Source organism: Micromonospora aridisoli (genome assembly GCF_056150025.1).
This window is the reverse complement of the sequence record NZ_JAXCFK010000006.1, coordinates 112,287-133,292: the sequence shown is the minus strand read 5'-3', so window position 1 is coordinate 133,292 and position 21,006 is coordinate 112,287. Positions and strand designations below refer to the sequence as shown.

Below are 21,006 nucleotides of genomic sequence, written 5' to 3'. Positions count from 1 at the left end.
CGGTCGCGGTCGGACACCGAGCGCGACCGCGACCGTCGACCTCAGCCGGCCGGCAGCAGGTCGCCGGAGCGGGCGGCCACCACCCCGGTGACCAGCGCGATCGCCTCGGCAACCGGCTGCGGTTCCAGGGACCGCCCGTCACGCAGCCGCAGCGACACCCGGCCGTCGGCCGCCTCCCGCGCACCCACCACCGCGGCGTACGGGATCCGGCGGCGTACCGCCTCGCGGACCCGGGCACCGAGTGACCGGCCGTGGTCGACCTCGACCCGCAGTCCCGCCTCGGTGGCCCGTCGAGCCAGGTCCGCGGTGGCACCGGCCTGCCCGTCGCCGACCGGCAACACGACCAGTTGCACCGGGGCGTACCAGGGCGGAAAGGCACCCCCGTGCACCTCGATCAGGTACGCGAAGAGCCGTTCCATGCTGCCGGCCAGGCTGCGGTGCACCAGCACCGGACGCCGCCGGGTGCCGTCCGAGGCGGTGTACGACAGATCGAACCGCTCCGGCTTGTCGAAGTCGAGTTGCACGGTGGAGATGGTCGACTCCCGTCCGGCCGCGTCCCGCACCTGAATGTCGATCTTCGGGCCGTAGAACGCGGCGTCGCCCGGCGCCTCGGCATACGGCACCCCGTCGAGCGCGGCGCGGAGCAGCTCCTCGGCCCGCGCCCACTGCGCGTCGTCGCCGACGTACTTCTCCCCCGGCCCGCGCAGCGACAGCCGCACCCCCGCCGACCGCACGCCCAGCGCGGCGTGCGCGACCCGGATCAGCCGCAGAATCTCCGACACCTCCTGACCGACCTGTTCCAGGGCGCAGAAGTTGTGCGCGTCGTTGAGAGTGATGGCGCGTACCCGGTGCAGTCCGCCGAGCACTCCCGAGCGTTCCGCCCGGTACATGCCCCCGATCTCCGCGACCCGCAGCGGCAGATCCCGGTAGGAGCGCCCGGCGGACCGGTAGACCAGCGCGTGGTGCGGGCAGAGCGCCGGGCGGAGCATCAGCTCGTCGTCGGCCTCCCCCAGCCGCATCGGGGGGAACATCTCAGCGGCGAAGTAGCCGAGATGTCCGGACACCTCGAACAGCTCGCGCCGGCCCAGCGGTGGGGTGTACACGTGCTGGTAGCCGGCCCGGCGTTCCAGGTCGCGCAGGTACTCCTCGATCGCGTGCCGGGCGGCGGCACCGGCCGGCAGCCACATCGGCAGGCCGGCGCCGGAGAGCGGGTCGGTGGCGAACAGGTCCAGGTCCCGGCCCAGCCGGCGGTGGTCGATCATGTCAGCTCCCTTGGCGGTACGCCCCGACACGACCCCTCACCCACGACGCACGAGTGCCCCGGGCGGATCGCCCGGGGCACTTGCGTAGACGAGGACGTCAGTGCGGCGCGCCAGGCTTCCCCGGCGTCGTCGTCAGCACCGCACTGCACATGCGCCGACCGTACGCCCACCGGGCCGATCGCCGCACCTGAATTGACGGGGCCGGCACAGCACACCAGGGCTGTGCCGGTGTCGATTGACCGGGCCGCTGGCACGGGACCTGCCAGCGGCCCGGCGGCGGCCCAGGCGTCAGGAACGGGGGACCCGACGCTCGTCGGGCCGCGCGCCGACAACGGTACGCCGCCGGAGGACATTTCGGCGACCGCGCCTCGCCGTCAATCTTCATCGATATGCTCTGGTGGAGCGCCCGTCTTCGGGGCTGCTCCGCCCGCACCGGCGAGGTGTCGCTGGTCACGGCGGAGCAGGGCCGGTCTCGGGTGACGCCGGACACCGCGTCAGGCTCGGTACGTTCCGATCGGCAAAGTCCGCGAGGTGGCTCGGTGCCTGAACTACTCACCCAGGTGGCGTCGCCCGACCTGGCGTACCTCGCGCTGTTCACCCTGCTGGCCGTGGACGCCTTCGTGCCGGTGGTCCCCACCCAGCTGCTGATGCTGACCGGCGGCGCACTCACCGTGTACGGCGGGCTGAGCCTGCCGACGACCGTCGCGGTGGGCGCGCTCGGCGTACTCGCCGGGGACCTGGCCTGTTATCTGCTCGGGCGCTACGCCTCGGCACGCCGGTCACCGGCGGCAGGCCCCCGAACCCCGCTCTGGCCGACGGGCGCGGGTCGCACCCGGCGGGTGGCCGGACGCGTCACCCGGGGCCTGCGTCGCCCCGGACCGATGATGATCCTGCTCTGCCGTTTCGTGCCGGGTGGCCGGATGGCCGCCTGCTTCGCCGCCGGTCGCAGCGGGTATCCGGTCCGGCTCTTCCTGCCCTGTGCCGGCGTCGCGGCGGCGGGCTGGGCGTCGTACGGCGGGCTGGTGGGACACCTGGGCGGGGCGGCGTTGACCGGCTCCGCCTGGCGGATGGTGCTCATCGCGGCGGCGGCCGCCGCCGGTTTCGCGCTGACCGGCTGGGCGTTGGCGCTCGTCACCGCGCGGCTGAGCCCGACACCGGCCGAGGTTCCGGTCGACTGATCGCAGACGATCACCGGGGAAATGCCGGATGGCCCGTCGGGGTGGTCCCGGGGTCGGATTTCGGTGCTCGTCCCGGATCCGGCTGGGGTGCCGGCGAGGACAGGCTGAGACATGCCTGGAATCCGGAACAGCGGTGCACTGGCCCTCGGTGGGATCGTCCTCGCGGCGGTGCTCGCCGTCATCGGTCACGCCGGCGTGACCGACCTGGACCCGGTGAGTCTGACCGTCAGCGACTACGCCGTCTCGGACTCCGGCCAGGCCATCCACGTGGCGATGCTGCTGCTCGCCGCCGCCTCCGCCGTGCTCGTCCCGGCCCTGGGCCGGCTCCACCCACGGCCCGGCTCGCGAGCCTTCGACACCACGAGCCGGGCCGGGCGGGTGGCGGGCGTCAGGACGCTCGGCAGCGCGACGACGGACGGTGCCGCAGGTCGCCGTGGCCGGGCCGCCGAGTGGCTGTTGGCGGTCTGGGCGGGCGGGCTGCTGGTCTCGGGCCTGGTACCGACCAACCCGCCCGGTACGGACATGGGCACCGCCGCCTACGTGCACCGCTACGCCTCGGTGGTCGCCTTCGCCGCCCTGCCGATCGCCGGCTGGTTGCTCGCCGCCCGGCTGCCCGCCGGTACCCGGACCGGCCACTGGCTGCGCGCGCTGGCCCTGACCAGCCTGCTGCTGGCCGCCACGATGGTCTGGTCCGCGTACCCCGGCGACCGCGCCTACTACGGCCTGATCGAACGTGTCCTCATCCTCGCCGAGGTGGCCCTGCTCACCGTCGTGGCCGCCGCCCTCGCGTCCCGCCCCGGACGGACGGGGGTCATTCGAGTTCGTGGAGCATCAGTTGGCGGGCCGCCTCGGTGACGGAGCCGGAGAGGCTGGGGTAGATGGTGATGGTCTGCGCGAGTTCGTTGACGGTCAGGTTGTTCTCCACCGCCATCGTGATCGGCAGGATCAGTTCGCTGGCCTTCGGCGCGACGACCACACCGCCGATGACCTGCCCGCTGGCGGGGCGGCAGAAGAGCTTGACGAAGCCGTCCGCGATCTCGACCATCTTCGCCCGGGCGTTGCCGCCCAGCGGCAGCATCACCTGACGCGCCGGCACCTTCCCGGCGTCCACCTCGTCCTGGGAGACGCCGACGGTGGCCAACTCCGGGTCGGTGAAGACGTTCGCCGAGACGGTACGCAGCCGCAGCGGCCGAACCGCCTCGCCGAGCGCGTGCCACATGGCGATCCGGCCCTGCATCGCCGCGACGCTGGCCAGCGGCAGCACGCCGGTGCAGTCGCCGGCCGCGTAGATGCCGGGCACGTTGGTCCGGGAGACCCGGTCCACCGTCACGTAGCCGCCCCGGGCCAGTTCGACGCCGTACTCGGCCAGGCCCAGCTCGGCGGTGTTCGGGATCGACCCGACCGCGATCAGCGCGTGCGAGCCGGACACCGTGCGCCCGTCGGAGAGCTCCACCTCGACACCGTCGGCGGTGCGGCGGACACCCTCGGCCCGGGAATTGTTCAGGATGCTCATGCCCCGGGTCCGGAACACCCGCTCGATCGCCTGCGCGGCGTCGGCATCCTCGTGCGGCATCACGCGGTCCCGGCTGGAGACCAGGGTCACCTCGATGCCCATCGCGAGGTACGCGCTGGCGAACTCGGCGCCGGTCACCCCCGAGCCGACCACGATGAGGTGCTCGGGCAGCTCCGGCAGGTCGTAGACCTGTCGCCAGGTCAGGATGCGCTCGCCGTCGGGCAGCGCGGTCGGCAACTGGCGGGGGGTGGCGCCGGTGGCGATCAGCACCGTCGAGGCGTCGATGGCGTACGCGGCCTCCTCGCCGTCCGGAGTGACGATCACCCGGTGGGTGTGGCCGAGGGTGTCCTCGCCGAGCCGGGCGCGCCCGGACACGAAGGTGACCCCGGCCTTGACCAGCTTCGCGTGGATGTCGGCGGACTGGGCCAGGGCGAGCCGCTTGACCCGCTCGTGAACCGCCCGCGCGTCGACGGTGACCGCCTCCAGCCCGTCGGAGTGCACCCCGAACACCTCGGTGTCCCGGTAACCGGTCACCACCTCGGAGCTGGCGATGAACGTCTTCGACGGTACGCAGTCGGAGAGCACGCAGGCGCCGCCCGCGCCCTCGGCTTCCACGACGGTGACGTCGGCGTCCAACTGGGCCGCCACCAGTGCCGCCTCGTAGCCCGCCGGCCCCCCGCCGATGATCACGATTCGGCTCACCACGACCGCCCTTTCTCCATGCTCACAGTGACTTTCTTCTCCCCGACACGTCCGACACGCACCGTCGTATTCTCCCCCACGCGCCGGCCGGGCTATCGTCATCGCCGTGCGTCATTACGCCGCCTACGGCTCGAACCTGGACCCCGCTCGGATGCGCGCCTACTGCCCGCATTCGCCGATGGTGGGCATCGGCTGGCTGGAAGGCTGGCGGCTCACCTTTGCCGGTGAGGACGTCATCGGCTGGGAGGGTGCGGTCAGCACGGTGGTCGAGTCGCCCGGCGACCGGGTGTTCGTCGCGCTCTACGACATCCACCCGTACGACGCGGCCCAGCTGGACGAGATCGAGGGCGTCACCTCCGGCACGTACCGGAAGCTGACCGTCCGCGTCTCGACGCTGGACGGCGACGTGACCGCCTGGGTCTACGTCTTCGACGGCTACGAGGGCGGCCTGCCGACGTCCTGGTACCTCTCGGAGATCGCGAACGCCGCCGAGAAGGCGGGCGCGCCGGACGACTACGTCACCGAGCTGCGGTCCCGGCCCACCGGCACCGCGTCGGCGTAGCGCGTCTCCCACGGCTCCAGTCTGCTACCGACCGTCATGGTGCCGGGCGTCGACCCCGGGTCCGCGGGGGATCCGTCCCGGGATGGGCGGTTACCCGGTCCAGGTCCGGAGGGGTTCAGCCCGGCACGTGGGCCCGCGCCGCGGTCAGCAGCTCGACCAGTTCCGCGCCGTCGGCCGGACCGAGCGCGGTGAAGGCGGGCGCGACGAGCCGGTCGGTCACCGCCTCGGCCCACAGCCGCCGTCGTACCAGCGGCCCGACCGACGGGTACGGCGGCGGCCAGCCGCAGGCCATCGCGCCGCTGGATCCCTCGGGGCCGGCCAACACCGCCTCCAGCGGCGTCATCCCGCTGGCACGCACGGCGACCAGGTGAGCGCCGGTGAAGTGTTCCCGTAGCAGGCGCAGGCCGGTGGCGACGCGGGCACCGGGCGACGCCGCGTCCGACGGCATGGCCCGCCACGCCGCGAACAATGGCATCCCGCTGGCGTCGGCCGCCGCGACGGCCCGTTCCACCAGCACCGCGAGCCGGTCGACGCGGGGCAGGTCGGCCAGCGTCTGCTCGCCCCACCGGCAGCACTCGGCGAGGCTGGCCGCGGCCACCTCGGACGGCCGGACCGTGCGGGCGGCCGCGTCCCAGCCGTCAGCCACGGCGTCGGGCGCGATGAAACCGAGCGCGGCCGCCACGGTCTCGGCGCGTACGTCGCCCAGCGCGCCGGCCCGACCGGTGACGTAGAAGGCCCACCCGGAGATGCCGAGCAGCCGGGCCCGGCGCAACGTGGTGGGGCACCGCGTGTACGCCTCCCCGAGGGCGAGCACCACCGGCTTGCTGGCCGCCGCGACCTGCTCCGGCGTCACCGGGCGCCGCCCGAAGGTCCGCCGGTACGGAATCCGCCCGAAGGTCCGTCCATGGGGGACCAGTCTGCCGGTCAACCCTCCGAGTCGGCATCCCCCTCCTCGGCGTCCAGCGCCTCCATCGCGGCCTCGACCTCGCCGGCGCGTCGCCGGGCGGTGCTGACCGCCCGTTCGGCGGCCCGGCGGGCCAGCCTGGAGCGGCTGAGTTCCTGCTCGGCGACGGCTCTCCGGCGTTCCAGTTCGGCCAGTTCCGCCTCGACGGCGTCCAACGCCGCCGTCCCGTCGCGTTCAGCCGCCACCGCCCCGGCCAGCTCCGTCTCGGCCCGGTCCTGGTCGGTACGCGCCCGGGCCAGTTCCTTCTCCAACGCCCGGCGGCGGCGGGTCCGCTCGGCACGGGCGGCCCGCTGTGCCTGTTCGGCCCGCAGCGCGCCCCGGTCCGGTGGGCGCTGCCGGACCGGGGCGGGGGGCGGAGGTTCCTCCCCGCCGGTCACCAGGCGCAGCTGCGGTCGGGGCACCTCGCCGAACCCGGCGTAGTGGGCCGGCCGCAGCAGCCGTCCGGAACGCACCTGTTCGGCCACCTCCACGTCGGAAAGGGCGGCGTTGAGGGTCGCCTCGACCTCGGCCAGCGGCAGCTTCCCGCCCGACGGGGCGCCCTCGACGCCGGCGGCGAGCCGGCGTACCTCGGCGACCAGCGCGCCGACCACCGCCCGGCGCTGCGCGGACAGCTCCCGCAGACGCGGGCCGCGCAGCTCGCGCTGGGCCTCCCGCAGCGCCTCGGCCAGTTGCGCCAGCTCGGCCACCAGCTCCGGCCTCTCCAGCGCGAGCAGGTTGACCAGCCAGGCCGCCACGGTGGGTCGACGCAACCGGGCGATCTCCCGGGCGGTACGCGGGTCGCCGGCCCGACGGGCCTGCGCGGCGGCGTCGTCCCGGGCGGCGACGAACCGGTCCGGCGGCGTGCGGTACAACTGCTCGACGAGGTCGGGTGGGGGGCCGGGCATCGGCTCAGCCGTCGATCCGGCTGCCCGGCTCCAGCCGCTGGTACTCGCTGCCGGACAGCGCCGTGTACTGCCGGTCGAGCACCGCGTAGCCGTTGCCGTTGAGCAGTGCGTCGTGCAGCGCGAAGACCCGACGCGGTGCCACCGCCCGGATGAAGTCGACCACCTCGGAGAACTTCGACCAGGGCGCGTGGATCGGGGCGAAGAGGGTGTCGACCTGGACGTCGTCGGGGACGAACAGGGCGTCGCCCGGGTGGTAGACCACGTCGTTGAGCAGGTAGCCGAGGTTGTCGATCACCGGGATGTCGGGGTGGATCACCGCGTGCCGTCCGCCGTGGGCGCGTACCGGGACGCCGGCGGCGGTGAACGACTCTCCGGGAGCCACCGGACGCAGCACGTCGGCCGCGTCGCCGAGGGTGCCGGCCAGCGACGCCGGGCCGTGGATGACGAAGGGACGCCGCGCCAACTGCCGGTTCACCGCCTCGACGTCGAGGTGGTCCGGGTGCTCGTGGGTGACCAGCACGGCGTCGGCCCCGTCCAACGCCACCGCCGGCTCGCTGAACATCCCGGGGTCGATGACCAGCACTCCCCCGTCGTGCTCGACCCGCAGGCACGAGTGGGCGTACTTGGTGAGCCGCATCGTGATGCCTCCCATATCGATTCGTGACGTCCTGAGCGCAGTCTGCCGGAACCTGCGCGGTGGCGTGTGGCGTCCGAGCCATTGCCCGCTCAGACCGGAGGAAGGGGAACGGGGATGGGGATCGGAAGAGCCCGCCGTCACGGAACCATGGCGGTGGCGACACTGGGCGCGCTGCTGATGCTCGCCGGCTGTGGCAGCGGCAGCAGTGGCGGCAGCGACTCGGGGGCCGCCGAGGACGTGGCCGCCGCGCCGGCGCCGGCGCAGGAGGGCGGCGACGCCCCGGCCGGTACGCAGGGCGGGGCCGGCGCGGCGGCGGACACCAAGGTCGACCAGCGGGCCATCATCTACACCGGATCGATGCGGGTGCAGGTGAACGATGTGGACGTCGCCGCGCGGGACGCCGCCGCCGCGGCCACCCGGGCCGGCGGCTTCGTCGGCGGGGATCAGCGCCGCAGCTCCGACGCCGACGCGGTGGCCGACCTCGAGCTGCGGGTGCCGGCGGAGCGGTTCTACGCGGTCGTGGAGGAGCTGGCGGGCCTCGGCCGGCAGGAGCGCCGGGAGATCGGCACGCAGGACGTGACGGAGGAGACCATCGACCTCGACGCCCGGATCGCCAGCCAGCGGGCCCGGGTGGAGAGCGCCCGGCGGCTGCTCGCCCAGGCCAGCTCGATCAGCGACCTGGTGAGCATCGAGAACGAACTGGCCCGGCGGGAGGCGGACCTCGCCTCCCTGGAGGCGAAGAAGCGGCGGCTGGCCGACCTGACCGCGTTGTCCACCATCACCGTCACCCTGGTCGGGCCGGGCGTCACCATCGCCGAGGAGGAGAGCCAGATCGGCTTCCTGGTCGGACTCAAGGGTGGTTGGAAGGTCTTCCTGGCCTCGATGACCGTCCTGCTCACCGTGCTCGGGGCGGTCCTGCCGTGGCTGCTGGTCTTCGGTGTGCCGGCGGCGGCGCTGTGGTGGCTGGCCCGGCGGCGTCGGCGGAACCGACCGGCCGTGCCGGCCCCCCGCGGGCCGGTGGCCCCCGCCCAGCCGGAGACGCTCCGTGCGGCTCAGGGAACCGGAAGCACGCCCTGACGGAGCACTGCGGACACGGTGGTGGCCGGTCCCGTCGACGCGATCGGCCATCCCGTGGAGGGCGAATTCCACGAGCAACACGTAGAGCGGCGCTCTGACATACTTATCGTGATGGCCGCTCGCGAAGTGTGGCGTCGATGGGAGGTGGCGCCCTTGTCGAACGACCGCATTCCGCAGCCCAGGATGGAAGAGCTGGAAGCCCGGCTCATCACTTTCGCCCTCGTGGTGGCCTTGGCGGTCAGCATTGCCGACAACATCTTCAACTTCATCGACAGCGCGAACTGGGCCACCCCGCTGATCTTCCTGACGATGTTGATCTTCCTGCGTTGGTTGGATGTCACGCGGCGGCGGGTCATGTCGATCGCCACCGGTGCGCCGCTGCGGGTCTACGACTCGTCGTCGGCCTTCTACGGCGAGGCCCTGCACGCCATCCAGCGCAGCTCCAAGTCGGTCTACGCGGTGTTCTCGCACGCCAAGGCGCCCCGGCAGCAGACCGACGAGTCCCGCCGTTACTACACCGCGACCATCCGCTGGGCCCGCAAGATGCCGGGCAAACGGCACCTGCACCGGGTCATCCGACTGCCCCACCACAGCCCGGACATCCAGGAATGGGTCGACGAGCAGATCGACCTCGGCGAGAAGATCGAGAACTACCACGTACGGGTGCTGCGTTACCCACCTGGGATGGAGCTGGAAGGCGAGAACTTCGCGGTGATCGACTCCTCGGTGGTGTTTCTCGGCTTCGCCGTCGACGACCGGGGCGAGATGCACGGATTCAGCATCCGGGACGCGGGGGTCGCGGCCGCCTTCGAGCACCATTTCCGCGAGTTGTGGCGACTCGCCAACTCCACACCACTGGTGCAGCCACCCCAGCCGCGACCGCCATTTCCTCACCCGTCAGACGGGGTGGGCGACCCCCAGCGTCCGACCCGCAGCGCGTAGCAGATCCGGCCAGCCGTCCGTGGCGGGCGGGTCGAGATAGGCCATCCCGTCGCGGAACGCCTCGGCCAGCACGGCCGGCTCCCTGGGGTGGTACGCCAGGCCGATGGTGGTGGCCAGATCCCAGGCGTGCAGGTGCCACTCGACGGCGAGCACGCCGACGTTGCACCGGGCATTCCACGTCCGGCCCCGGAAGGAATAGCTGGGCAGTTCGGGGGCGGCGGTAGCCATCCGGAGGAAACGCCACGCGGCGGCCTGGAAGTTCCGCAGCGAGACGTGCGGCGCCACGGCCGACAGTGCCGCCAGCGACTTGGCGTTGAACTCGGCGAGTTCCGCCGAGGTCATCAGCTCCTTCGGACCGAACTGGAGGGTGTGCAGGTATCCGGTCACGCTCTCCTGCGCCGTCACGTGCAGATGGCGTAGCAGGTCGAGCGAGGACCACGGCGCACAGGGGCCGGTACGCGCCCAGTCCGCGTACCCGTAGCGGGCGAAGATCCGGGCGACCGCCGCCACCCCTTCGCCGTACGACCGCTGGTAGCAGGCAACGCATGCCATGACAAGATCGTAGCGAGCGGGATCCCGTTATTGATCGTCCATCTTGTCCGGTCAGTCTTCCGGCACGGCCATCGCGGCGACGTAGCGGTCAGGGCGTCGACGCCACGGTCCCGTCCAAGCGGCTCGCAACGTCTCCGCCGGTGGGCGCCCGGTCGCCGCCCACTCCCGGGCCGGATCGAGCAGCCCGAGCACCTCGGGGGACTCCGTCCCCTCGGCCACCCGGGCGGCCAGCCCCCGGTGGGCCAACACGACAAGCTGCGCGGCGGTCTCCCGGATGGGAGCGGCGATCCCGTCCGGCCCGCTCTCCGCGGCCTTCATGGTGATCAGGTCGAGAGCCTCGGTACGCAGGTCGGCCAGCAGGTCGGTCACCTCGCGGCGGACCGCCGGTTCCTCGGCCAGGCCGAGGAACAGTGCGGGGAGCACACCAAGGTGCTCCCACGCCTGCCCGTCGGGCAGACGGGTCTCCAGTGTCTGACGCGGACGCACCGCCGGCCACACCTGGCGTAGGTGGGTCCTCCAGTCGTCGAGGGTTGGCATCGTGCCGTCTGCGAAGCCCTCGCGTACGACCCGCCGGAACGACCCGGCGTGACCGGGGACGTATCCACTGGGGGAACGGCGGTAGATCATGGGTAGATCACTCAGCGTCTCGGCCAGCTCCGCCAGTGACGACACCTCGTACAGCCGGGCCGTGAGGTGCTGGCAACGGGCCGGGTCGATCCGCCGCCAGTAGGTCATCCGGCGCGACACGGTGCCGCTGCTGACCGCGTCGCCCGCGTCCAGCGCCGGAGTGTTGGCGAGGATGGCGGCGAGGAACGGCGAGACGGCGAGCAGCACCTTCAGCTTGTCGAGGTATTCCGCTTCGTCCAGCGCGTCCAGGCTGAGCTGGGTGGAGAGGGTCAAGCCCATCACCTGGTCACCGTGCCGGCCACCGTCGCCGAGCCTGGCGAAGTAGCGCCGCATGATCTCGGTACGCGACTTCGGCGTCCACCGGATCCCGTCCGGCGCGTCGAAGGGCAGCTGCCCGCCGGTCAGCAGCCGCAGGCCGAGCGGAGCGGCCAACCGGGCCACCTCGGTCAGGCATTCCCGGGCTCGACGCAGTCCCTCGGTGAGGCTGGCCGCCGGGGCGGACGAGTACTCGATCGCCCCGGCCATCTCCAGGGTGAGCGTGGCACCGTCGGAGAGCCGGAGCCCGACCAGGGAGCCGTCCTCCACAACCGGCTCGCCCGCCATTGCGCCGAGCAGCGCCTCCAGCAGGGCGCGGGTACCGCCGGGCTCGTCGTACCCGACCGACCTGCCCGAGTCCGGGCGCACCAGGCCACACTCGACCTCGATACCGACCAGCCGTTCCGATCTTCCCGACGGGAGGAAGGACCGTACGAGATCGTCGAATTCCAGGCATGGACGATCGTGTGGTACCAGGCCCTGGCTCATCGGCAAACCGCCACTCCGGATCCTCCCGACTCAGCCCGCGTTGACGGAGGGGATGGCGTCTGTGCCAGAGGGTACCTCTGCTGGTCCCGCCGCCGGGAAGCGCCACGGCGCGATGCGCACCCATGAGCGTAGTTGCCGATCCGTGGCGAGCAGGTCCTTGCGCAGGTCGTAGACGAGATGACGCGGGGAGTCGGCGGGGTCGCCGCGGCGCGTGCCCCGGAAGGGCAGCACCGGCAGCAGCAGTGGATAGTCGACCTGACCGGTGCCGTTTCCGACGCCGATCTCCCCCTCCAGGAAGTCCCGGATGCTCTCGCGGACCCGTTCGATGTCCTCCAGCCGCGCCAGGCCCGGGTCGCCCACGGCTGCGTGCTCACCGGCCCGGCCGACCAGCGGGCGACTCCAGATCAGCTGGAAGGCCGGACGTTTGGGCGTGAAGCCCCGGTCCCAGGGGCGAGGGCTGATCGAGTACACGTCGTAGGTGTGGTGGTGGTAGACGGAGCCCTGGTCACCCAGCTCGCGCAGCATGTCGTCGACGGCCGCCAACCAGGGCAGCAGTTCCTCGTCGCGCAGCCGTAGTCCCTCGCTGAGGTGGTAGTCCCGGTACAGCTCGCCGCTGCCGGCGTACGGGTTCTCCGGGACCTGCTCGTGCACGGCGTCGCGGTTGGCGTCGAGCATGATCCGGGACAGGTGAAACCCGGCCACCGCGACGCCCGGGGCCCGCCCGGCGACGATGTCCTCCACCAGCAGCCGGTAAATGGCGGCCGTGCCCAGGTCCAGATTGTCGTGCACGAGCTGGGCCAGCCTGCCGTAGTCCGCCGGATCGACGGCGGCAAGCAGGTCCGCGGGCAGTTCCGTACCGCAGTGCGGCAGCACGTGCAGCTCCCGCAGCGGGACCGAGGTGTCGGCCACGATCGTGCCGCCGCCTACCCGGCGCCGACGCACATGCGGACCGGCCCCGGTCAGCTCAAGGTCGAGATACGGGTGACCGCAGTCGGAGCACTCGTGTTCCCGCTGGTGCTTCATGAACAGGCTCGCGGTGCCCGGATCGGCCATCGTCACCCTGGGATGCACGACCGCTCCTCCTCGTCTGCTCGGGTTGCCGTGACGGTGCCGTCCTCGGACAACAGGAGTCGGATCTCCTCCGGCGTCCAGCTGCCCACCGAACCCGGTCGGCTACTGAGGTAGGCGGCGATCCGGACGGGTGACCACTGGTGTGCCTCGGCCAGCCCGATGGCCAGGTGGCGGAGGTAGACCGCAGCCGGCTTGCGGTGTTCGACCTCGTGGCTGCGCCACGGCGAGGTGAAGGTGAAGGCGGGCAGTCCGTCCAGCACGCCGAGGTGCAGCAGCGTCTGGTAGCAACCCGGTCCGAGGGTGAGTCTCCCCCGGCCCATCACCCCGCGCAGGTCGATGTCGTCTCCGGGCTCGAGGCACATCTCCTGCGCCATGATGTCGGAGAACTGGGAGACCGTGAGTCGGAAGGCGCGGGCGGGCGTGCCGCCAAAGTGATCATGGTCGTAGAAGGCCATCCCGCCGGTCCAGGCCCGCGCCTCAAGGGCGAAGAAGACGGTACCGGGCAGTCGGATCGCCCGGCTGTCACTCGGCGGGCTGCTGTCCCGGCAACCCGGGTAGGTCAACGCACCCGCCGGAGGGCGGCCACCTCCCAGGTAGTACGTCAAGCGCTGGAGGCTCATGTTGGAGCCGTAGCAGACGTACCAGAGGTGCGTGGGTGGCTCCAGCGAGCCGTCCGGCGTCAACGCGTCGACCAGCTCCACGACCTGGTCGACGAGGTCCTCGACGTGCGACGGAGGAGGTTTCATCGGACACCTCCCGGGGCGGCGGTTCCGGGTTCCGGGTGGCCGAGCGCGATCAGGGCGGTATGCGCGAGGACCCGTACGCCGTACTCGATCGACCGCTCGTCGATGTCGAAGCCGGGTTGGTGGGTATCGCACTGCTCGCTGGTACCGGGGGGTGCCACGCCGAGCCGGATCATGGCGCCGGGAACCCGCTCCAGGTAGAAGGAGAAGTCCTCGCCGCCCATGCTCACCTCGGCCTCGAAGACGTTCTCGTGGCCCAACGCCCGCGTCGCCGCGGCGCCGATCAGGTCGGAGGCGTGCTTGTCGTTGACGACCGGTGGAAAGCCCAGGACGTACTCCACCTCGACGTCGGCACCGGTACCGCTGACCAGGTCCGGCACCAGCTTCGCGATCATCTCGCCGGCGTTGTGCCAGGCCTCCCGGTGCAACGAGCGGACCGTCCCCCGCAGGTAGCCGACCGAGGGGATGGCGTTGAACGCGACTCCGGCGTGCACCGCACCCCAGACGACCGAGACCGGCCAACGTGGGTCCATGCGCCGGCTCAGCTGGGCGGGCACGTCGACGGCGAGGCGGCCGAGCAGGTCGACCAGGTCGGTGGTCAGGTGCGGTCGGGCGGTGTGCCCACCCGGCCCGCTGGCGCGGATCTCCAGGGTGGCCGAGGCCGCCGTCAGCGGACCGGTACGCACGCCGACCGAGCCCACCGGAAACTGCGGCGCGCAGTGCACCGCGAAGATCATCGACACGCCGTCCAGGCCACCCGCCTCGATGACCTCCGGCGCGCCCGAGGGCACCGACTCCTCCGCCGGCTGGAAGATCAATCGAACCCGACCGGGCAACCCGCCCCGCTCGGCGAGGTGGGCGAGCAGCTCCGCCAGGCCGAGCAGGATGGTGGTGTGTGCGTCGTGGCCGCAGGCATGACAGACACCCGGCACGGTCGATCGGTAGTCAACGTCCTTGCTGTCGACCAGCGGCAGTGCGTCCAGGTCGGCCCGGAAGGCGACCAGCGGACCATCGCCGGAGCCGATGTCGCAGATGACACCGTTGCGCTTGGGCAGCAGCCAAGGCCGCAGGCCGATCCCGGTCAGCCGCCGGAACACCAGGGCCGCGGTCTCGAACTCCGCCCCGGACAGTTCGGGGTGCGCGTGAATGTGTCGACGGACAGTGACGAGATCCGGCGCCAGCCGGGCGAGCAACCCGTCCAGGCCGTCAGGCAGGGGCTGCGGGGCCGGTGCGGTCGTACGCGAGGTTGAGGCTGACGCCCAACCGCCGGCACACGGCGTCAACGCACTCGTCACGTCGAATTCTCTTCGATCACTAGAAATGGATGGATCATCGGGAACAGCAGACAGCGTAGACCCCCGACGGTGACTCTGCGCAACCTCGTTCCGGTGATGATCGGACCGCACAGCGTCACGTATGCCCTGCTGAGAGCGTCCGTAGGCGAGCGGCACAGCAGGTAGATCGCGGTCGGACGCCGTCATCCACCCCTCACCTCCTACAACGCGTAATCGTGCCCGGGGTGCCGAGAATCTCCTCGGGACCACCGCCGTCGTTCCGAATTGTCGCATTAGTCGCGTCAGTTAACTGACCGTACGACAATTACCCGACCACTCCCGGCAACGGGCACCCATGGACGTTCACACGTACGGAGGTCGTCCGACCGCACACCGTGTGCGTCCACGTGATCACTGAAAACGGAGTACCCGGGGACGACCCGTTCGACACGCTGCGCAACGCGCAACGCGCAACGCCCGATGGAACTGTGGAGGGGGACCCGGGTCAGAACCGGTCAGAGGGCTGGTAACGCCCCCAGACCTCACGCAGCGCCCCGCACACCTCACCGACGGTCGCGCGCTCGCGCAGCGCCGCCTTCATCGGGTAGAGCACGTTACCGGTGCCCGAGGCGGTCTCCCGCAACTCGACCAGGGCACGCTCCACGGCGGCACCGTTCCGCTCGGCCCGCAGCTTCGCCAGCCGCTCGGCCTGCGCCGCCTCGATCGCCGGGTCGACCCGCAACGGCTCGTACGGCTCCTCGGCGTCGATGGCGAACCGGTTGAGCCCGACCACCACCCGCTCGCCCGAGTCGATCTCCTGTGCGATCCGGTACGCGGACTGCTCGATCTCCCGCTTCTGGAAGCCGACCTCGATCGCGTCCACCGCCGACCCGTGCTCGAAGACCCGGGCCATCAGCGCGTCCGCCGCCGCCTCGATCTCCGCGGTCATCGCCTCCACCACGTACGAGCCGGCGAACGGGTCGACCGTGGCGGTCAGATCGGTCTCGTACGCCAGCACCTGCTGGGTACGCAGGGCCAGCCGGGCCGCCTTCTCGGTGGGCAGGGCGATCGCCTCGTCGAAGCTGTTGGTGTGCAGCGACTGGGTGCCGCCGAGCACCGCGCCGAGCCCCTGCACCGCCACCCGGACCAGGTTCACCTCGGGCTGCTGGGCGGTCAACTGCACACCCGCGGTCTGGGTGTGGAAGCGCAACATCATCGACTTCGGGTTCTTCGCCCCGAACTCGTCGCGCATCAGGCGGGCCCAGATCCGGCGGGCCGCCCGGAACTTCGCCACCTCCTCCAGCAGGGTGGTGCGGGCGACGAAGAAGAACGACAACCGGGGGGCGAAGTCGTCCACGGCCAGCCCGGCGGCGATCGCCGCCCGGACGTACTCGACCCCGTTGGCCAGCGTGAACGCGATCTCCTGCACGGGCGAGGCACCGGCCTCGGCCATGTGGTAGCCGGAGATGGAGATGGTGTTCCACTTCGGCACCTCGGTCCGGCAGTAGCCAAAGGTGTCCGCGACCAGCCGCAGCGAGGGCTTCGGCGGGAAGATGTACGTCCCCCGGGCGATGTACTCCTTGAGGATGTCGTTCTGGATCGTGCCGTTGAGCGCCGCGCCGGGAACGCCGTTCTCCTCGGCGACGAGCTGGTAGAGCAGCAGCAGCACCGAACCGGGCGCGTTGATCGTCATCGAGGTAGAGACCTTGTCCAGCGGGATGCCGTCGAAGAGCAGCCGCATGTCCTCGATGGAGTCGATGGCCACCCCGACCTTGCCCACCTCGCCGTGCGCGATCGGGTCGTCGGAGTCGTACCCCATCTGGGTGGGCAGGTCGAAGGCGACCGACAGGCCCATCGTGCCGGCCCGCAACAACTGGTGGTAGCGCGCGTTGGACTCGGTGGCGGTACCGAAGCCGGCGTACTGGCGCATGGTCCACGGACGGGAGGTGTACATGGTGGGATAGACCCCACGGGTGTACGGGAACTCACCTGGTGCGCCGAGCCGCGAGTCCAGGTCGCCGGGAAGATCGGCGGGCGTGTAGACGCCCTTGATCGGGAAACCGGACTCGCTTGACCGCCGTTCGCTCATCACCGGATGGTAGGACGCGCGGGCTGGGCGTCGGGTGAGGGATACCGCACACCGCGCCCCCGTGCGACGACAAGAGGTGAGTGCCTGCACACGTACCGTTGAGTACTGGAAACGTCCGCCGCGCCGGCTTTCGCATCGGGCGTCTGAACCAGCAAGATAGGGGGGTTGTGTCCCAGCCCTCTCGACTTCCCCCGGTGGCTTTTCTGTGACTCAGATCCCGACGTGGAGCGGCGGACCAGTCAGCATCCCCACCAACGGACGCGCGACACCCGGCACCGTGATCGGTGACCGGTACTCGCTGCGCTCCGCGGTGGGCAACGGTGGCATGGGTACGGTCTGGCGGGCCACAGACACGCTTCTGCGCCGCGACGTGGCGGTCAAGGAGGTCGTCCTCCCGCCCGGCCTGGCACCGAGCGACCGTGACGCGATGTACGAGCGCACCCTGCGCGAGGCCCGCGCCGCCGCCGCCATCGCCCACCCTGCGGTCGTGCAGGTGTACGACGTGGTCACCGAGGCCGGCCGGCCGTGGATCGTGATGGAGCTGCTCGACGCCCGCAGCCTCGCCGACATGGTGATCGAGGACGGGCCGATCGCCCAGCGGGTGGTCGCCAAGATCGGCATCGCGCTGCTCGGCGCGCTCGAGGTGGCCCACGCTATCGGCGTGCTGCACCGCGACGTCAAGCCCGCCAACGTGCTGATCTGCTCGGACGGCCGCTGCGTGCTGACCGACTTCGGCGTGGCCCGGATGCCCACCGACGTGCAGCTCACCACGCCCGGCATGGTGCTGGGCTCACCGCACTTCATCTCGCCCGAGCGGGCCATGGGGCAGGAGTTCGGCCCACCCAGCGACCTGTTCTCTCTCGGCGTGACGCTGTACACCGCCGTGGAGGGCCGGCCGCCCTTCGACCGGGGTGACCCGATCGAGACCATGCACGCCGTGGTCGAGGATCCGCCGGCCCCGCCGCAGCGCAGCGGCCCGCTGACTCGGGTGCTGATGGGCCTGTTGGAGAAGGACCCCGCCCGCCGGCTCGACGTGCACACCGCCCGCGCCATGCTGCGCGAGCTGCTGGCCGGCCCGCTCAGCAGCAGCGCCGCCGGGGTCAACTCGATGACCGACCAGTACTCGGTGATGTCGGTGCCGCAGCCCGCACCGGTCAGCGCGCCGGCCGCCCCGGCGAAGCCGGTGCCGTCCGGGCAGATCGGCGGCCGGGCGATGCTGGGCCCCGGCGAGTCGCTGACCGACCGGCTCGCCGCGCTGCGCCGGGGGGAACGCCCCGGCCAGACCGCCTCGGCCAACGCCGCCGCGATGGAGGACACCAGTGCCGACGCCCTGGCCCGCCCGGGCGCAGCGATGCCGCCGTCCGCCGGTCGCACGTACGGTGGTGCGGAGGCCACCCAGCGGATCGGCGCGGACGCCACCCAACGCGTCGGGCCGGAGGTGTTCGGCTACGGCGCTCAGCCCGACGCGACCCAGCAGCTCGGCGGCTACGGCACCCAGCCAGAGGCGACCCAGCGGATCGGCGGCTACGGCAGCCAGCCCGAGGCGACGCAACGGATCGGCGGCTACGGCGGAGCCCAGTGGCCGGCCGCGCCCAGCCAGCCGTACGGCACGCCGGGCCCCGCTCCGGACGGTGGCAGCCCGGTCGACCGGGCGAAGGCCGCCGGCCTCCGGCTGGTCGACACGGTGAAGGGTTGGCCCCGCAGGACCCAGCTCGCGGCGGCCGGTGGTCTCGCGGTGCTCCTGCTGATCGGCATCGTGGCCTTCGCCAGCGGTGGTGACGAACCGCCCGCCACCCCGGTGGCCGAGCCGTCCAACTCGTCCGACGAGGGCCCCGGCATCGAGATGCAGGAGCACTCGGCGCGCGGCGTGCAGATGCTGGTGCCCAAGGGCTGGAAGCGGGCCGCGCCCGCCGGTGGCGTCTACATCGACTACACCGACCCGGAGGACAGCGGCCGTCGGGTGCGCATCCTCAACGAGAAGTGGAGCGGCACCTCGGCGCGCTGGGCCCAGGTCGCCGAGAACGGCCTGAAGACCCGGTCGACGTCCTGCGCCAAGCCGTACACCCAGATCGCCATGGCGGAGAAGGAGCTGGCCGGCAAGCCCTCGGCCGAGTTCGAGTACACCTGCGGCAACGGTGAGAGCATGCGGCACGGCATCTGGCACGGGGTGGCCCACGACGGGCGGCTCTACTCCTTCTACCTCACCTCGAACGACGCCCGCTTCGAGGAGAGCAAGCCGATCTACGAGGAGATGCTCAAGTCGTTCCAGCTCACGGCGGCCGGCTGAACGGCTGTCGGAGCTGGGGCGCACGCCCGTGGAGATCCGCCGCCGTGCTATCAAGAGGCCATGGCGGCGGAGCACACTGACCTCGACACCATCCGCGAGCGGGCCGAACGTTGGCTCGCCGACGACCCCGACCCGGCCGGCCGGGCGGAGCTGCGGGGGGTGCTCGACCGGCTGCCGGGCAGCGCACCAGAGCTGGCCGACCGGTTCGCCGGGCCGCTGACCTTCGGCACGGCCGGGCTGCGCGGGCCGCTGCGCGCCGGCCCCAACGGGATGAACCTCGCGGTGGTCACCCAGGCCGCCGCCGGGCTGGTCGCCTGGCTCGCCGCCCAGGGCGGCACCGGCCCGCTGGTGATCGGGTACGACGCCCGGCACGGCTCCCGCGCGTTCGCCGAGCAGACCGCCCGGGTGGCCACCGGCGCCGGACGCCCGGCGCTGCTGCTGCCCCGCCCGCTGCCCACCCCGGTGCTCGCGTACGCGGTGCGGCACCTGGCGGCGGTCGCCGGGGTGATGGTCACCGCCAGCCACAACCCACCACAGGACAACGGCTACAAGGTGTACCTCGGTGCCGAGCTGGGTGGAGACCTCGGTGCCGGGGCGCAGATCGTGCCGCCGGCCGACGCCGGGATCGAGGCCGCCATCCGCGCGGTCGGTCCCCTCGCGGAGGTGCCGCTCGGCCCCGCCGGCCAGGTGCTCGGCGACGACCTGGCCGCGGCGTACGTGGCACGCGCGGTCGAGGTGATCCCGCCGGGTGGCCCCCGGGACCTGACCGTCGCGTACACCCCGCTGCACGGTGTCGGGGCGGCGGTGCTCACCGCCGCGTTCGCGGCCGCCGGTTTCCCGGTGCCCGGCGTGGTGCCCGACCAGGCCGAGCCGGACCCGGACTTCCCCACCGTCAGCTTCCCCAACCCGGAGGAGCCCGGCGCGGTGGACCGGCTGATCGCGCTCGCCTCGGGTACCGACGCGGACCTGGCCATCGCCAACGATCCCGACGCCGACCGCTGCGCCGTCGCGGTCCGCGAGGGTTCGGGCTGGCGGATGCTGCGCGGGGACGAGGTGGGTGTGCTGCTGGCCGACCACCTGATGCGGCGCGGAGTGACCGGACTCTACGCCACCACCATCGTCTCGTCGTCGCTGCTGCGGGCCATGTGCGCCGCCCGCGGGCTGCCCTACGGGGAGACGCTGACCGGGTTCAAGTGGATCGTCCGGGCCGGTGACGGCAGCGAGCCGCTGGTCTTCGGCTACGAGGAGGCGCTCGGCTACTGCGTCGCCCCGGACCACGTACGCGACAAGGACGGCATCACCGCCGCGCTGACCGTGGCCGAGCTGGCCGCCGGCCTCAAGGCGCAGGGCCGTACGCTCACCGACCGGCTGGACGAGCTGGCCGCCGAGTTCGGCGTGCACCACACCGACCAGCTCTCGGTACGCGTCGACGACCTGCGCCTGATCGCCGACGCGATGGCCCGGATCCGCGCGGCCACCCCGACCACCCTGCTCGGCCAGCCGGTCTCCGAGGCGCAGGACCTGCTTCCCGAGGCGGATGTGGTGATCCTGCGCACCGGGACCGCCCGGGTGGTGATCCGCCCCTCCGGCACCGAACCGAAGCTCAAGGCGTACCTCGAGGTGGTGGAACCCGTCACCGACGGCGACACCCCCGCGGCCCGCACCCGCGCCGCCACCGCCGTCACCACCCTCCGCACCGAAATCGCCACCGCCCTGGGCGTGTAAGGAAGGGCCCCCTATTAACGTTTCCGGTATAGGAAGGGCCCCTTATTAACAATGCACCGACGCCGGATGCCGCCCAGCGCCCCGGCGCTCGCTCGCGGTGTTAACAAGGGGCC

18 protein-coding genes are annotated in these 21,006 nt (G+C 72.0%); 7 read left to right on the top strand and 11 right to left on the bottom strand.

The genetic code is table 11. The annotated features are described in order from the left end of the window. Positions 1-41: 41 nt before the first annotated feature. Positions 42-1,262, bottom strand: a complete 1,221-nt coding sequence (thrS, locus tag SM447_RS15000) for a threonine--tRNA ligase (RefSeq protein WP_474573402.1) — start codon at positions 1,260-1,262, stop codon at positions 42-44. Between the two features lie 539 nt (positions 1,263-1,801). On the opposite strand from thrS, the gene SM447_RS14995 reads away from it, so the two are divergent. Both SM447_RS14995 and SM447_RS14990 read left to right on the top strand, forming a co-directional pair. Beyond that, positions 1,802-2,440: a DedA family protein gene (locus SM447_RS14995; RefSeq protein WP_474573401.1), complete on the top strand. Its 639-nt coding sequence runs from the start codon at positions 1,802-1,804 to the stop codon at positions 2,438-2,440. A 111-nt stretch (positions 2,441-2,551) separates the two neighbouring features. After that, positions 2,552-3,295, top strand: coding sequence for a DUF998 domain-containing protein (locus SM447_RS14990; protein WP_474573400.1), 744 nt, complete (start codon positions 2,552-2,554; stop codon positions 3,293-3,295). Here the strand turns inward: SM447_RS14990 and SM447_RS14985 are convergent. Further along, a complete protein-coding gene (locus SM447_RS14985) occupies positions 3,252-4,655 on the bottom strand; it encodes an NAD(P)H-quinone dehydrogenase (protein WP_474573399.1) in 1,404 nt (467 codons plus the stop codon). The two genes, SM447_RS14990 and SM447_RS14985, sit on opposite strands and share 44 nt — an antisense overlap. A gap of 106 nt (positions 4,656-4,761) precedes the next feature. Here SM447_RS14985 and SM447_RS14980 point away from each other — a divergent pair, with 106 nt between their 5' ends. Further along, positions 4,762-5,217: a gamma-glutamylcyclotransferase gene (locus SM447_RS14980; protein ID WP_474573398.1), complete on the top strand. Its 456-nt coding sequence runs from the start codon at positions 4,762-4,764 to the stop codon at positions 5,215-5,217. Positions 5,218-5,332: 115 nt separating this feature from the next. On the opposite strand, the gene SM447_RS14975 is transcribed toward SM447_RS14980, so the two are convergent. The 3 genes from SM447_RS14975 to SM447_RS14965 all read right to left on the bottom strand — a co-directional run bounded on the left by SM447_RS14975 (position 5,333) and on the right by SM447_RS14965 (position 7,702). Next, on the bottom strand, positions 5,333-6,070 hold the full coding sequence (locus tag SM447_RS14975; protein ID WP_474573397.1) for an SCO6745 family protein: 738 nt from the start codon (positions 6,068-6,070) through the stop codon (positions 5,333-5,335). Positions 6,071-6,141: 71 nt separating this feature from the next. Beyond that, positions 6,142-7,065 carry a hypothetical protein gene (locus SM447_RS14970; protein ID WP_474573396.1) on the bottom strand — a complete coding sequence of 308 codons (924 nt, stop codon included), beginning with the start codon at positions 7,063-7,065 and terminating at the stop codon, positions 6,142-6,144. A 4-nt stretch (positions 7,066-7,069) separates the two neighbouring features. Then, positions 7,070-7,702, bottom strand: coding sequence for an MBL fold metallo-hydrolase (locus SM447_RS14965; protein ID WP_474573395.1), 633 nt, complete (start codon positions 7,700-7,702; stop codon positions 7,070-7,072). 114 nt (positions 7,703-7,816) lie between these two features. On the opposite strand from SM447_RS14965, the gene SM447_RS14960 reads away from it, so the two are divergent. Together SM447_RS14960 and SM447_RS14955 are read left to right on the top strand one after the other, a co-directional pair. Beyond that, positions 7,817-8,779, top strand: a complete 963-nt coding sequence (locus SM447_RS14960) for a DUF4349 domain-containing protein (protein WP_474573394.1) — start codon at positions 7,817-7,819, stop codon at positions 8,777-8,779. A gap of 111 nt (positions 8,780-8,890) precedes the next feature. Beyond that, positions 8,891-9,721: a hypothetical protein gene (locus tag SM447_RS14955; protein WP_474573393.1), complete on the top strand. Its 831-nt coding sequence runs from the start codon at positions 8,891-8,893 to the stop codon at positions 9,719-9,721. Here the strand turns inward: SM447_RS14955 and SM447_RS14950 are convergent. From SM447_RS14950 to SM447_RS14925, 6 genes are all read right to left on the bottom strand, one after another. After that, entirely contained in the window at positions 9,677-10,273 is a 597-nt protein-coding gene (locus SM447_RS14950) for a maleylpyruvate isomerase N-terminal domain-containing protein (protein ID WP_474573392.1), read from the bottom strand. The genes SM447_RS14955 and SM447_RS14950 overlap by 45 nt on opposite strands. Positions 10,274-10,324: 51 nt before the next feature. After that, complete coding sequence (locus SM447_RS14945) at positions 10,325-11,704, bottom strand: glutamate-cysteine ligase family protein (protein WP_474573391.1); 1,380 nt, start codon at positions 11,702-11,704, stop codon at positions 10,325-10,327. A gap of 30 nt (positions 11,705-11,734) precedes the next feature. Beyond that, positions 11,735-12,775: a hypothetical protein gene (locus SM447_RS14940; protein ID WP_474573390.1), complete on the bottom strand. Its 1,041-nt coding sequence runs from the start codon at positions 12,773-12,775 to the stop codon at positions 11,735-11,737. Then, positions 12,760-13,521 carry a histone deacetylase gene (locus tag SM447_RS14935; protein ID WP_474573389.1) on the bottom strand — a complete coding sequence of 254 codons (762 nt, stop codon included), beginning with the start codon at positions 13,519-13,521 and terminating at the stop codon, positions 12,760-12,762. Before SM447_RS14935 ends, SM447_RS14940 begins: the two co-directional genes overlap by 16 nt. After that, positions 13,518-14,813, bottom strand: coding sequence for an amidohydrolase (locus SM447_RS14930; RefSeq protein ID WP_474573388.1), 1,296 nt, complete (start codon positions 14,811-14,813; stop codon positions 13,518-13,520). Before SM447_RS14930 ends, SM447_RS14935 begins: the two co-directional genes overlap by 4 nt. A 484-nt stretch (positions 14,814-15,297) precedes the next feature. Further along, the gene (locus tag SM447_RS14925) at positions 15,298-16,881 is read right to left on the bottom strand and encodes an acyl-CoA mutase large subunit family protein (RefSeq protein WP_474573387.1); all 1,584 of its coding nucleotides are present in this window, start codon (positions 16,879-16,881) and stop codon (positions 15,298-15,300) included. Positions 16,882-17,086: 205 nt separating this feature from the next. Here SM447_RS14925 and SM447_RS14920 point away from each other — a divergent pair, with 205 nt between their 5' ends. Both SM447_RS14920 and SM447_RS14915 read left to right on the top strand, forming a co-directional pair. Beyond that, a complete protein-coding gene (locus SM447_RS14920) occupies positions 17,087-19,168 on the top strand; it encodes a serine/threonine-protein kinase (RefSeq protein ID WP_474573386.1) in 2,082 nt (693 codons plus the stop codon). 60 nt (positions 19,169-19,228) lie between these two features. After that, positions 19,229-20,893 (top strand): phospho-sugar mutase, encoded by a 1,665-nt coding sequence (locus tag SM447_RS14915; RefSeq protein ID WP_474573385.1) that lies wholly within the window; start codon positions 19,229-19,231, stop codon positions 20,891-20,893. Positions 20,894-21,006 lie beyond the last annotated feature (113 nt).

Excerpts from the sequence above, each read along its gene's own strand:
- SM447_RS14925 (WP_474573387.1), bottom strand. The coding sequence starts at position 16,881 with ATGAGCGAACGGCGGTCAAGCGAGTCCGGTTTCCCGATCAAGGGCGTC.
- thrS (WP_474573402.1), bottom strand. The coding sequence starts at position 1,262 with ATGATCGACCACCGCCGGCTGGGCCGGGACCTGGACCTGTTCGCCACC.
- SM447_RS14915 (WP_474573385.1), top strand. The coding sequence starts at position 19,229 with ATGGCGGCGGAGCACACTGACCTCGACACCATCCGCGAGCGGGCCGAA.
- SM447_RS14950 (WP_474573392.1), bottom strand. The coding sequence starts at position 10,273 with ATGGCATGCGTTGCCTGCTACCAGCGGTCGTACGGCGAAGGGGTGGCG.
- SM447_RS14935 (WP_474573389.1), bottom strand. The coding sequence starts at position 13,521 with ATGAAACCTCCTCCGTCGCACGTCGAGGACCTCGTCGACCAGGTCGTG.
- SM447_RS14960 (WP_474573394.1), top strand. The coding sequence starts at position 7,817 with ATGGGGATCGGAAGAGCCCGCCGTCACGGAACCATGGCGGTGGCGACA.
- SM447_RS14990 (WP_474573400.1), top strand. The coding sequence starts at position 2,552 with ATGCCTGGAATCCGGAACAGCGGTGCACTGGCCCTCGGTGGGATCGTC.
- SM447_RS14945 (WP_474573391.1), bottom strand. The coding sequence starts at position 11,704 with ATGAGCCAGGGCCTGGTACCACACGATCGTCCATGCCTGGAATTCGAC.
- SM447_RS14955 (WP_474573393.1), top strand. The coding sequence starts at position 8,891 with ATGGCCGCTCGCGAAGTGTGGCGTCGATGGGAGGTGGCGCCCTTGTCG.
- SM447_RS14970 (WP_474573396.1), bottom strand. The coding sequence starts at position 7,065 with ATGCCCGGCCCCCCACCCGACCTCGTCGAGCAGTTGTACCGCACGCCG.
- SM447_RS14965 (WP_474573395.1), bottom strand. The coding sequence starts at position 7,702 with ATGCGGCTCACCAAGTACGCCCACTCGTGCCTGCGGGTCGAGCACGAC.